This is a genomic window from Candidatus Palauibacter australiensis, from assembly GCA_026705295.1.
Taxonomy (GTDB): Bacteria; Gemmatimonadota; Gemmatimonadetes; order Palauibacterales; family Palauibacteraceae; genus Palauibacter; species Palauibacter australiensis.
Window position 1 is genome coordinate 46702 of the sequence record JAPPBA010000129.1, and the last position, 11835, is coordinate 58536.

11 protein-coding genes are annotated in these 11835 nt (G+C 70.5%); 3 read left to right on the top strand and 8 right to left on the bottom strand.

The annotated features are described in order from the left end of the window. The first annotated feature begins 30 nt into the window (after positions 1 to 30). Positions 31 to 807, top strand: a complete 777-nt coding sequence (locus OXN85_10255) for an NAD-dependent deacylase (GenBank protein MCY3600335.1) — start codon at positions 31 to 33, stop codon at positions 805 to 807. Here OXN85_10255 and OXN85_10260 read toward each other — a convergent pair. From OXN85_10260 to OXN85_10275, 4 genes are all read right to left on the bottom strand, one after another. Further along, positions 804 to 1472 carry a metal-dependent transcriptional regulator gene (locus OXN85_10260; protein MCY3600336.1) on the bottom strand — a complete coding sequence of 223 codons (669 nt, stop codon included), beginning with the start codon at positions 1470 to 1472 and terminating at the stop codon, positions 804 to 806. The two genes, OXN85_10255 and OXN85_10260, sit on opposite strands and share 4 nt — an antisense overlap. Next, positions 1469 to 2293 carry a hypothetical protein gene (locus OXN85_10265; GenBank protein MCY3600337.1) on the bottom strand — a complete coding sequence of 275 codons (825 nt, stop codon included), beginning with the start codon at positions 2291 to 2293 and terminating at the stop codon, positions 1469 to 1471. Before OXN85_10265 ends, OXN85_10260 begins: the two co-directional genes overlap by 4 nt. A gap of 76 nt (positions 2294 to 2369) precedes the next feature. Beyond that, positions 2370 to 4175: a hypothetical protein gene (locus OXN85_10270; GenBank protein ID MCY3600338.1), complete on the bottom strand. Its 1806-nt coding sequence runs from the start codon at positions 4173 to 4175 to the stop codon at positions 2370 to 2372. Between the two features lie 4 nt (positions 4176 to 4179). Continuing rightward, positions 4180 to 5205, bottom strand: coding sequence for an MBL fold metallo-hydrolase (locus OXN85_10275; GenBank protein MCY3600339.1), 1026 nt, complete (start codon positions 5203 to 5205; stop codon positions 4180 to 4182). A gap of 83 nt (positions 5206 to 5288) precedes the next feature. On the opposite strand from OXN85_10275, the gene OXN85_10280 reads away from it, so the two are divergent. Next, complete coding sequence (locus tag OXN85_10280) at positions 5289 to 5555, top strand: hypothetical protein (protein ID MCY3600340.1); 267 nt, start codon at positions 5289 to 5291, stop codon at positions 5553 to 5555. Continuing rightward, complete coding sequence (locus tag OXN85_10285; protein MCY3600341.1) at positions 5555 to 7045, top strand: sodium:solute symporter family protein; 1491 nt, start codon at positions 5555 to 5557, stop codon at positions 7043 to 7045. The genes OXN85_10280 and OXN85_10285 overlap by 1 nt, the downstream gene beginning before the upstream one ends. Positions 7046 to 7063: 18 nt before the next feature. Here OXN85_10285 and OXN85_10290 read toward each other — a convergent pair whose 3' ends face one another. The 4 genes from OXN85_10290 to OXN85_10305 form a co-directional block, all read right to left on the bottom strand. Then, a complete protein-coding gene (locus OXN85_10290; protein ID MCY3600342.1) occupies positions 7064 to 8281 on the bottom strand; it encodes a M20/M25/M40 family metallo-hydrolase in 1218 nt (405 codons plus the stop codon). Positions 8282 to 8374: 93 nt separating this feature from the next. Continuing rightward, the gene (locus OXN85_10295) at positions 8375 to 9784 is read right to left on the bottom strand and encodes an amidase family protein (GenBank protein ID MCY3600343.1); all 1410 of its coding nucleotides are present in this window, start codon (positions 9782 to 9784) and stop codon (positions 8375 to 8377) included. A gap of 22 nt (positions 9785 to 9806) precedes the next feature. Continuing rightward, on the bottom strand, positions 9807 to 10967 hold the full coding sequence (locus tag OXN85_10300; protein MCY3600344.1) for a serine hydrolase: 1161 nt from the start codon (positions 10965 to 10967) through the stop codon (positions 9807 to 9809). Positions 10968 to 11049: 82 nt separating this feature from the next. Then, a complete protein-coding gene (locus tag OXN85_10305) occupies positions 11050 to 11757 on the bottom strand; it encodes a cyclase family protein (GenBank protein MCY3600345.1) in 708 nt (235 codons plus the stop codon). Between the last annotated feature and the right edge of the window lie 78 nt (positions 11758 to 11835).

Below are 11835 nucleotides of genomic sequence, written 5' to 3' on the forward strand. Positions count from 1 at the left end.
TTGAGGTCGGGGTCACAAGATCGGGAGACGATGGAACAGGGTCAATGGCGACACGCGCGTCGACTCGTGCGGGAAGCCCGCCACGTGGTCGCGCTCACGGGGGCGGGGATTTCGGCCGAGTCGGGGGTGCCGACGTTCCGAGACGCCGGCGGGCTGTGGAAGAGCTACCGCCCGGAGGAACTCGCCACGCCCGAAGCGCTGGCGCGCGATCCGCGGACGGTGCTCGAGTGGTACGCCTGGCGGCGCTCGGCGCTCGCCGGCTGCCGGCCAAACGAGGGGCATCGGGCGCTGGCGCGTTTCTTCCTGCGGCGCGGGGAGGCAGGACTCGTGACCCAGAACGTCGATGGCCTCCACACGCGCGCCGCGCTCGAAGAGGCGGGCGAGGAGCCCGCGGAGGCGGCGCTGCCGCTCGAGCTGCACGGCGCCGTGGGGCGCGACCGCTGTCAGTCCTGCGCGGCGCGCTGGCCCGCCGAGCCGCTCGGCGAGACGCTCCCCCGGTGTTCCGGCTGCGGGGGTCTCCGGCGACCCGATGTCGTCCTCTTCGGCGAGACGCTCGATCCCGACCTGCTGGACCGTGCGCGCCGGCTGGCGGAGCGGGCAGATCTGTGTCTCGTCGTCGGCACGAGCGCCGTCGTCTACCCCGCCGCCGCGCTTCCCCTCGCGACGCGCGAGGCCGGCGGGCTCATCGTTGAGGTCAACGTGCGGCGGACCGCGCTCACGGAGGTTGCGGCGGCGGCGCTGCGCGGCGAGGCCGGAACGATCCTCCCCGCCCTGCTGGACCCACAGGCCATGGGAAAAGCCGGCTAGGATTCGCGCTCGACGAAGACGGCGCGCGCGAGGACGGGCTCGACATCGAAGGAGCGGTCGTCCACTTCGAGGCGGGCGACGCCATCCGCCCGCTCGCCCAGACACCGTATGCGCGTGCCCGGGAAGAGCCCGAGCGCGGCGAGTTCCCGCAGCGTCCGCGGACTCCGGTCGGAGACCTCGCGCACGACGCCGCGCCCTCCCTTCAACTCCGCGAGGGGGATCCACTCGGTGTGCGCGAGTTCGCCGTCGCGCGTCGGGATCGGACTGCCGTGGGGGTCGATCGACGGTTCTCCGAGCGCCTGCGCCATCCGGTCGATGAGCGCTTCCGAGGCGGCGTGCTCGAGCCGCTCGGCCTCGGCGTGCACATCCTCCCACGAGAAGCCGAGCCTCTCGATCAGATACAGTTCGATCACCCGGTGCCTGCGGATGATCCGCAGCGCCGCCGCCTTTCCCGTGGCTGTGAGGAGCACCCCGCGGTACGGGGTGTGCCGGAGGAGCCCCTGCACCGCCAGGCTCTTGACCATGTTCGTGACGGACGCCGCGGAGCGGTCCAGTTCCTCGGCCAGCGCCGTCGTGGACACGGGGTCGCCGGCCTGCTGGAGCTTGTAGACGGCCTTCAGATAGTCTTCGACCGCCCGGCTCGGGTCCGCGGGACCCGACTTCACGAACCCGGCCGCCGGAAGATCGAGTCCGACAGCACCGGGTTCAGTTCGACGTCATCATGGCGGAGTTCGCGGGTCGGGTTCATCTCCGTGTCCCGGTAGAGCCGCGAGATGACGTACGTGAAGTCGCCGACCGTCCGGTAACCGTCCCAGTACATGCGCGCACGGCTCTCTTCTCCCCTCCCCTGCGAGATGTAGTGGACCTGCTCGGGCCAGGGATCGTCGTCGAGGAAGTAGTAGAAGTAGCGGTCGCCGGACTGGAGACCGACGCCGTCACCGAAGGTGATGCGCACCTCGTATCCACCTTCGTCGCGGGGTCCGGCCCGCCGGTTCACGCCGGGGTCGTAGAGCTTGTACGGGAGCCCAAACCAGTAGACCACGTCCCGGCCCACGTACTCGGACTCGTCCCAGGCCCGGATGCCAGGCTCCAGAAGCCGCTCGTTGAGCGTGGCCCACATCTCGGAGCCCGTGAAGGTCTGGACGTAGAGACCCTCGGCCTCGGGGCGCTCGATCCGCGTCTGCTCGACGCCGTCCACCTTGCGGTATTCCACGCGGCGCGGGCGCATCCGGCGGATTTCGCCGATGGAATCGTACCACACAGTGGTGATCGTGTAGCGGGCCGACTCGATCTCGTGCCAGGCTTCCATGCCACCCGCGGCCTCGACCCAGGCGCCGATGAGCGAATCGGCGAGAACCTGGTCGGGCTCCAGCGCGGCCGTCGAAGCCGCCGGAGACGAACCGTCCCGCTGGCAGCCCGCGGCTGCGGCGAGGGCAAGGGCCAGGACGGGGCCGAGGCGTCGCGGGAGTTGGGCGCGGTGGTTCATGGGGGCCTCCGGTGTCGGCTGCGAGTCGATTCGGTCGTCGCGCGGGGGCGAAATATGCACGTTGGGGGCGGGCGCGTCACGGCGCTTCCGCCGCACCGCCGACGCCCTTGAACGGCGCAGCGGTGGTCGTGGCGGGGGGCGGCGGCGCGACGACGATTTCGATTTCGCTGCTGGACTCGGCCGTCCCGTCCGTCGGGGAAACGACCTGGAGCGTGAGGCGATACCGCCCCTCATCGAGCATGGGGAGGCGGAGTTCGACGGTGCGGCCCTCAGCCGCGGGATTCGTCGTCGCCTCGAGCCAGCGGATGCCGGCCTGTTCCGTGTCGCCGCGGGCGAGGCCGCTCCATTCGAGCGCCCGGCGCCAGAATCCCTTCCCCTCCCGCGCCAGCGAAAGTGTCACCTGGAGCGCGCTGGCGGGGGCGGGGGAGCCGTACCACTCCCAGTACACGGCCAGGGTCTCGCCTGCGGCGGCGGTGCGGTCGCCTCGCGCGCGGGCGAGCGCCTCCGAGAGCGTCGCAGGGGAGGCCCCGCCGGCGTCGAGCAACAGGATGTCGGACAGCAGAGGCTGGCCAACGGCAAGGGGCAGCCGCGCGCGTGCGGCGCCGGGTCCCTCTTCGCAACGCGCTTCGACGCCGACGAGCGTGGCCGGAGCGAGTCCCCGGGGCTCCGCGACGGCCAGCGGCTCGCTGTCCCGGCCGGCGCGCGAGGCGGTCACGCCATGGGCGTCGGCGAGAAAGAGACCGCTCTCCAGGTCGCAGGACGGCAGCGAGTCGGGCCATGTAAACGCCGCGACCACCCGCCGGCGGCCGTCTCGTCGAAAGCTGGCCGCCTGGTGAGGAAGGTCCGCGATTTCGCCGAAGGCCGGCGCCCAGCTCGTGCGGCCCTCCGGCTCATCCAGGTCCCAGATCGGCCTGTCGTCGGCAGGCCCGAGCTGCAGCACGGTGAACCGCTGCGCCCCCGGAAGACGGTGCGACCAGATGATCTCGTCGGTGCGCGAGCCGACGAACCGGCGGCGCGCCCGCTCCCAGCCGGCGGGCCAGCCGAAACGCAGCGTGATCTCGGTGAGATCGTCGCCCCACCGCATCCCCCAGGGGCTGGCGGCGTCGGCCTGGAGCGCGGCGCGGACGCGGCGCGCGAGGTGCTCGGAGCGCCGCTCCAGTCCCGGCTCGAGCCACAAGGGGTCGGAGAGGTGCCAGAACGAGCGCTCCACGGCGCGCCGCGGCGGGCTTCCGCAGACGAAGCGCTCGTAGCGGCCGCGCGTCCGGCGGTCGAGCACCGGCCCGAGTTCGGTCCAGCCGCAGCGTTCTTCTTCGGTCATCCGGCCGAGCGCGCGGTCGAAGGCCTCCTCCGCCTCCGCATAGCGGCCGCTCTCCTGGAGCACGAATCCGGTGAGCCCGGCGCACCACGCACTCTCCGCGCGGCAGGCGTCCAGCAGCGTGAGCGCCTCCTGCTCGCGACCGGCCTCCAGTCGGTAGGCGACGCGCTGCCCCGTGAGCCACTCGTCGCCGGGGATCATCCGGGCGGCGCTGTCGAGGACCGCGATCAGGGCGTGCCGCTCCTCCACGACCTCCGGCTCCTCCGGGACCGGCTCCCAATCGTCGTCGTCCCACCCTTCGACGAGGCAGAAGCGCCCGATCCCCTCGCCGCATCTCGGGTTGACCAGCGGGCCGCGCGGGAAGTTGCGGCGCCGGACGTGCTCGAATGCGCGCTGCGCGTCGCGCGCCGTCTTCAGCGCCGAGGCGGCATCGGGGGATGGGGGAGGCTCGCGGGATTGGGCCGGGGCCGTGGCGACCGCCGGCGCCGGGAGCGCGATGAGCGCGAGAGCCGAGGCAAGCGCCGCGCGGGAGGCGTGGGTCCGGAGGGTCCAGCCCGGTGGCGACACTACACTAGTACACGTCCAGGTCCCGGCCGTATGCGAGCGGTCCGTCGTAGCCGGCGGCGCGAATCTCCGCGACCATCTCCTCGGGTGTCGCTCCCCAAGCCAACTGGTGATGCAGGACGAGGATCCCCGGGCGCGCCCGCACGGCGAGTTCCGCCAGTTCGACGGTCGAGGTGTGGGCCTGGGCGTGATACACCTGCCATTCCGGCGGACGGTCACGGAATGTCGTGGCCGAGTATACCTCGTGCACGAGTACGTCGCAGCCCGCGCACATCTCGACGATCGCCTCGGTCGGAGCGGTATCGCCGGAGAGAACCACCGAGCGCCCCGCAGCGTCGAACCGAAAGCCGTAGGCCTCCGGCCAGCCCGTATGCACCACCGCGAAGGCGGTCACGCGGACGCGGTCGTCCTCGTAGATGACCCCCGGGTCGATCTCGACCGTCTCCACGCGCCACCCGTCCGGTGTCGACGGCTGGTGGCCGCCGAGCCGGTTCTCGATGTCCGCCTCCCACGCGGCCGTCAGGTGCGCGGCCATCGCAGCCGTCCCGCCGGGGCCGAACAGCTTCAGCGGCGCCTCCCGCTCGGCCACCCACGGCGTGTGGATCAGGTCCGGCAGCCCCAGGGTGTGGTCGCTGTGCAGGTGAGTGAGGAAGGCGATGTCCAGGCGCGCCGCCGTGAGGCCCTCGGCTCCGTAGCGGTCGGCCGCTTCCGCCGCGCGGCGCACGAGGCCCACGCCGGCGTCCACGATGTAGGCCCGCCCGTCCACCAGTATTGCGGTGGCGGGGCCCGATGCCTCCGGTTCGGGATTGGGCGTCCCCGTCCCCAGCAGGACCACGTGCGTCCCGGTGGAGAGGTCGGCGCCCCCGGCCGCAACGCCCGCGGCGGACGGCGACATCTCGGCATCGCCGGGGGTTTCGGCGGCGCTGGATGAATCCCCTCCGGGGCGGCACGCCGAAAACGCCAGCGCGTGGCTGATGACGAGCAGGCCGGGGGCGACGGCAGCGCGCATGCGGCTTCGCTTGATGCGGGACATGCGGCAAGATCGTTCGATCGAGCCCGCCGTTCAACCGTTCGGCCAGTCTTGACCGGATCCGGCGGAGCCGGCCTTTTGCGGCGATGGACGAACCACGCCGAGCCGCGCCTCCCGACCGCCACCCCATCGCCATCGCCGTCGCGGTCTTCTACGTGCTGCTCTTCGCGGCGCTCGTATGGCCGATCTATCCGCGGTTCGCCACCATCGAGCCCCGCGTACTCGCGATGCCGTTCTCGCTCTTCTATGTCGTGGTCGGGCTCCTCTTCTCCTTCTTCGTTCTCTTCGGGTACTACCTGTGGGAACGGAAGCGGGAGACCGGCGACGGCGATCCGAACGGCGGGAGCGGCTGATGCCGGCCTGGCTGATCGTCTTCCTCGTCACGATCGGGTATCTGCTCGCTTCGCTCGCGATCGGGCTCGCCTCCGGCCGCCACGCCTCGGACAGCACGGAGGGTTACGTCGCGGGCGACCGCTCGCTGAACTTCCTCGTCCTCTACTTCATCATGGGGGCCTCGGTGTTCAGCGCGTTCGCCTTCCTGGGCGGGCCCGGCTGGGCCTATTCGCGCGGGGCGGCGGCCTTCTACATCCTCGCCTACGCGTCCGTCGGCCTCGTCCCCTGGTACTTTTTCGGCCCCCGCGTCGCCGCGCTGGGCCGGCGCTTCGGTTACGTCACGCAGGCCGAACTCTTCGCGCACCGCTTCGACAGCCGCGCGATCCCGGCCATCCTCGCGGTCCTCTCCATCTTCGCCTTCGTCCCCTACCTGGTGATCCAGATGAAGGGGGCGGGATACGTCTTCAACGTGGTGACGGAGGGGCGCGTCCCGCAGTGGGCCGGGTCCGCGATCGCGTACGGGGTCGTCCTCGTCTACGTCTTCCGGAGCGGCGTCCTGGGAGTCGGCTGGACGAACACCTTCCAGGGGATGTTCATGATGGTGCTCGCGTGGGGGCTCGGCCTCTACCTGCCGGCGAAGCTGCACGGCGGCGTGGGACCCATGTTCGACGCGATCGCCGCCGGGCTCCCGGACATGCTGCGGGGGCCGGGACTCGGCGCGGACGGACAGCCATGGAGCTGGGGCGCCTACTCGAGTTCGGTCGCCATCTCCGCCTTCGGGTTCAGCGTGTGGCCGCACTACTTCATGAAGATCTACACGGCCCGCGACGTGGACACCCTCAAGCGGACGGTCGTCTACTATCCGACCTTCGCGCTCTTCCTCGTCCCCATCCTCTTCATTGGGTTCTCGGGCGTGCTCGCCTTCCCCGGCGTCGAGCCGGCGGACGCCATCCTGCCCACGATCGTGACGTCGGCGCTGATCGGCTTGCCGCCGGTGATCGTAGGCCTCTTCTGCGCGGGAGCGCTCGCGGCCTCGATGTCCACCGGAGACGCTCTCCTGCACGCGGCGGGATCCGTGGCGGTCCGCGACTTCTGGGGGAACCTGCGGCCGGGCGCGCTCGACGACGCGGCGCAGCGGCACTGGATCCGCCTCATGGTGATCCTCGTGGGCGCCGCCAGCTACGGGCTCGCGCTGATCCCCGGACTCAGCCTCGTCGAGCTGTTGCTCCTCAGCTACGGGTTCATCGCGCAGCTCTTCCCGCTGACGGTCGTGACCTTCCTGTGGCGGGGCGTCACGCGCGCGGGGGCGCTGTGGGGCCTCGTGACGGGCGGCGGCATCGCGTTCTGCCTCGATCTGGCCCTGCGGCTGGATCTCGTCTCAGCCGCCGCGACCGCCGGCGTCCACCCGGGGATCTACGGGATGGTCGGGAACGTGATCGTCATGATCGCGGTCTCCCGCCACACCACACGCCTCGCCCCCGCGCACGTCGCCGAGTTCATCGACAACTAGCGATCGTTCGGCGGTGCGTCAGCTCGCTCGGGCGTAGCGAGCCGGCCAGAGGAACGCGAGGGCTGCGTTGCCGCGGATTCCCGTCGCCAGTTCGTCGATCACGATGTGCTCGTGGACGGTGTGGGCCAAGCGGTCGTCTCCGGGCCCGAACCCGACCACGGTCATGCCCGCGAGCCCGAAGTGTCCGCCGTCGGTCGCGAAGTCCCAGATGTCGACCGGCGGCTCGGCCCCGAGCGGGCCGGCCAGGACCTCGACCGCCGTGCGGATCGCTTCGTGGTCGGCGGGTAGCGAGAGCGCCGGGTTGTCGGCCGGATACGTCATCTCGTACCCCGCATAGCTGGCGCGTTCGTGCTGCGGGATCAGGATGTCGCTGCTCGATCCCTCGATCTCGCACGCGCGGAGCACCGGAAGGAGTTGCTCCCGCAGCGAAGCCGCGTCCTGCCCGGTGACGGTGCGGCAGTCGAGCGTGACTTCCGCCAAGCCCGGGATGACGTTGCCGCTGGTCTGGTCCGTTCCGATGAGCGTCGGGGCGATCGAGCAGGTGCCCAGGTCGGGATCGTGTGGGAGGTCGACGTTTTCCAGCGCCGCGAGGAAGCGTCCGAGCACGGTCAGCGGGTTGCGGCCGATGTCGGTCATCGAGGCGTGAGCCATCTTCCCCCGCACCTGGACGCGGAGTTCGATCCGGCCCCGGTGTCCGCGACGGATCTCGTTCCGGCTGGGCTCGCCGATCAGGACCAGGTCGGGCTGCAGCGTGTCCGCCATGTAGCGGGCGCCGAGTCCCCCGACTTCCTCCTGTACCGTCGCCGTTACGTAGACATCGCCGGGCGGGCGCTTCTCCGCGGCGATGAGGCGGGCGACGCCGTGTACCTGCGCCGCGAGCGGCCCCTTGATGTCGATCGCGCCGCGCCCCCACAGCAGGCCGTCGTGTATCTCGCCGCCGTAGGGGTCGTGGGGCCAGTCAGCCGGATCCCCGGCGTCCACGTGGTCGAGGTGGGTATTGAACATCACCGACGGAGCGTCGCCGAGCCCCCGGAGGAGACCGATGACGTTGCCCGCCGCGTCATATTCCACCTCGTCGTAGCCGAGCGCGCGCATCTCCTCGGTGACGAGCATGGCCAGCTCGCCTTCTTCGCCGGGCATCGACTGCGTGCGGATGAGCCGCTGGAGGAACCGGACGCAGGCGTCGAGGCCCTCGCCGGACAACTCCGAAACGGCGTGGTCGTTTGACATGATCATGATCGGCTCTCGGGGTTCGGGGGTTGGTCGGTGGCCGCCGCGCGCGGGGAATCTAGCGCGGAACGTTCCCGCGGGAACGTCGCGCCGCCCGCTTCAGTCGTCGGCGACCATGGGCGGGAGACCGATGGGCCGCGACGCCTGGATGGCCGACGCCACGGCGAGCGTCTGCCCCTCCCCGCTCGCGGGCCCGACGACCTGCAGCCCGACCGGCAACCCCGCGGCATCCAACCCGGCCGGGACGCAGGCCACGGGCAGGCCGGGCATCGAGAGCAGAAAGGTGGGGGCGATCCAGTCCACGTACGTCTTCATCGGCCGCCCCCCGACCGTCTCCGGGTAGTTCTGCTTCGCCGGGAAGGGCGGGATCGCCATGCACGGCGTCAGGAGCGCGTCGTACCGTTCGAGGAGTGCGAGAAGCGCTTCCCTCACCCGGCGGCGCGCGTTCTCCGCCGCCCCGATCTCGGCCGGGGTCAGGGCCAGTCCGGAGCGTAGGTTGGCCGACACGTTGGGGCCGAAGGCGTCGACCCGGTGGAGTTCGGCCTCGAAATGCGACACGAACCAGTGTCCGCGGAGAACGAGGAACGCGTCCCACGCCCAGGAGAGGTCGAGATCGACCTCGTCGACCCGCGCGCCCTCCGACCGTAGCGACGCCAGCGCCCCGCGGCATGCCGCCTCCACGCCGCCGTCGATTCCGATGCGCGCGATGTCGCCGCAGTAGGCCCAGCGGCCTCCGGCGAGATCCGCGGCGCCGGGTTCCGGCCAGCGCGGCTCGGGTGCGCACACGGGCGAGGCCGGATCGGGTCCCGAGATCGCGCGGAGCCCGAAAGCGACGTCCGCCGGATCCCGGGCCATCAGGCCGGTCGACTGCAGATCGTCCCACAGGTAGGCGGCCGGCACCGTCGGGACGAGCCCCGGGGTGGGGCGAAGCCCGGCGATTCCGCAGAACGAGGCCGGGATCCGCAGCGAGCCGCCGAGGTCGGTGCCCTGCGCGAGCGAGATCATCCCCGTCGCGAGGGCGACCGCGCCGCCTCCGGTGGACCCTCCCGCGCTGAGGGCGGGATTCCACGGGTTCCGCGTCACGCCGAACACTTCGTTCCACGTGTTTCCGCCCGCCGCGAACTCCGGCGTATTCGTCTTACCGAGGATCACCGCGCCGGCCTCGCGCAGGCGACGCACGACGAGCGCATCCTCTTCGGGCACGTGGTCGGCGAACAGCGGCGAGCCGTACGTCGTGCGGAGGTCGGCCGTCTCGGTCACGTCCTTGATGCCGACGACGAGCCCGGCGAGGGGTCCCGGATCCTCGTCTGCCGCGAGGGAGGCGTCGACCGCGGCCGCCTCCGCCTCCGCTGCCGGGTTCAGGGTGACGACGGCGTTGAGCTCGGCGTTGTGACGTTCGACGCGGACCAGGCAGGCCCGGAGCAGGTCGGCCGCGCTCAGCGCGCCCGCGCGGATGCGCCGGGCCTGCTCGCGCGCCGGGAACAGCGCCGGATCGCGGCGTTCGAGCACGGCGGGCGAGTCTCTCCGGTCCCTACGGCAGAAACATCTGGGCAATCGCCTCGCCGTACCTCGCCGAGTCGAAGGGGAGCGCGTTCGTCTGGAGCGCCACCGCCACGCCGTAGTCGTCGAAGTTCGCGAGGAAGGATCGCGTACCCTTCACCGTGCCCGTATGGCTCGGATAGCTACGTCCCTTCGGGTCCGTTCGTATGAACCACGCCAGCGCCTGCTCGTGCGCGATCGGATCGCCGAGTCCATCCGGTGACGACGGATCGATCTCCCGAATCCCCGGCTCCAGCTGCGGCCGGTGCATCTCCGCCACCGTCTCCGGAGCGAGCAGGCGCCCGTCGTTGATCGCGATCGCGAAGCGGACGAGGTCTTCCACGTTGGAGATGATGCCGCCGCCGGCGTACTTGTAGCTCGGGTCCTCCGGCGGGGCGTTGATGAAGCGGCCGGATTCGCCCCGGACGTAGCCGCGGCCGCGGTTCTGCACGACCCGCGACGGGACGTCGAACTGGGTGGCGAACATCCCCGCCGGCTCCCACACGTAGCGCTTGAGGTATTCCTCGTAGTCCACTCCCGACGCCGCCTCGACGATCCCGTGCTGGAGGTTGTGCGCGTGCGAGGAGTACAGCCACCCGGAGTCCGTGTCGTAGGCGAGGGGGTCGTCGCGCCACAGCTCCGTCGCCTCCTCGAAGGTGTCGTAGTGCCGCAAGCGGAGCAGGTCGTGGGGGCCGAATTCGACCCCGTCGTAGTGCCGGATTCCGGAGGTGTGCGTGAGGATGTGGCGCACCGTGATCGGGAACTCCCGCTCGGGATACCAGGGCATGTACGTCTGGAGCGTCGCGTCGAGATCCACCTTCCCCTGCTCGACGAGCTGCATGAGGCCGACCACGGCCAGCACCTTCGACACGGAGCCCACGTTGTGGACCGTCCGGCCGGTGGCGGGCGTGCGGTTGTCCAGTTCGGCGACGCCCACGCCCTCGGAGAAGACGATCTCCCCGTCCACCGCCACCGCGACGGACAGCCCGGGAAGGTCGTTGTCGTTGCGGATCTGCTCCATGTAGTCGAGCAGTCCCTCCCGCGAGAAGCTCTGCGCCTCCAGCGGGGCCGCGGCCTCCGACAGGAAACCGAACGACAGAAGGAGCGACAGCAGCGGCAATCCGTTTCTTCGCGCACGGCTGGCGATCGTCATGTTCCACCTCTCCGTCTGATCCGTCTGAAGACGCGTCGGGCACTCATTTTCGCCCGACCGTCGATTCTCGACTATTCCTCGACTATTCATCGAGGAACGCCACCACGCGGCAGAAGGCGGCTTCCCCTCCCTTGAACTTCCACGGGAAGCACCCGATGGTGAGCCGCCGGTTCTGCAGTTCCGGCTCGGCGATCCGGCCGCCGAGGTTCTCTATGTGCATGCAGTTGTGCGGGAAGAGCGCATTGTGCGTGAGCTGGTAGTGCTCCTCGGGAAACAGTTCCTCCACGGCCGCGGCCCCGCCGAACACCTTTTCCGCCATCGCCCGCACGCGGTCGCAGTGTCCGAACGTACCCTTCCCGAGGAACCTTCCGATGGGGAGGTTCATGGGGTGATCGGTGGAGATGACGTCCACGCCCCAGACCCTGATCTTCCGGTCGATGAGCCACCGCACCATGTCGGGGTGCGCGCCGGGGTGCGTATGGACGTAGCGCTCCTCGTTCGCGTCGGCGCCGAACTGCGCGAAGCGCTCCCACCCCGTGTGCAGGATGAGGAGGTCGCCATCGCGGATCTCGACCCGCGATTCGATCATCTCGGGCGTGTACACGGCGAGGTCGCTCATCTCGTCGCGCAGGTCGACGATGACGCCGTCCCCGTACAGCCACTCCAGGGGGATCTCGTCGATCGTCATGCCGTTGGTCACGAAGTGGCGCGGCGCGTCGAGGTGGGTGCCCATGTGGTTCGAGGTCTGGATGTACTGCGCGTTCACCCCGTGCTCGACCTTGCGCTTGATGTACTTGACCTCGAACGGGGGATAGTATGTCCACGATTGGTATTCTTAGTTTGGTGGTTGTGTGTGATCGTTGTGTTT

Coding starts and splice junctions, on each gene's coding strand:
- OXN85_10255 (MCY3600335.1), top strand. CDS start 31: ATGGAACAGGGTCAATGGCGACACGCGCGTCGACTCGTGCGGGAAGCC.
- OXN85_10265 (MCY3600337.1), bottom strand. CDS start 2,293: ATGAACCACCGCGCCCAACTCCCGCGACGCCTCGGCCCCGTCCTGGCC.
- OXN85_10275 (MCY3600339.1), bottom strand. CDS start 5,205: ATGTCCCGCATCAAGCGAAGCCGCATGCGCGCTGCCGTCGCCCCCGGC.
- OXN85_10280 (MCY3600340.1), top strand. CDS start 5,289: ATGGACGAACCACGCCGAGCCGCGCCTCCCGACCGCCACCCCATCGCC.
- OXN85_10285 (MCY3600341.1), top strand. CDS start 5,555: ATGCCGGCCTGGCTGATCGTCTTCCTCGTCACGATCGGGTATCTGCTC.
- OXN85_10290 (MCY3600342.1), bottom strand. CDS start 8,281: ATGATCATGTCAAACGACCACGCCGTTTCGGAGTTGTCCGGCGAGGGC.
- OXN85_10300 (MCY3600344.1), bottom strand. CDS start 10,967: ATGACGATCGCCAGCCGTGCGCGAAGAAACGGATTGCCGCTGCTGTCG.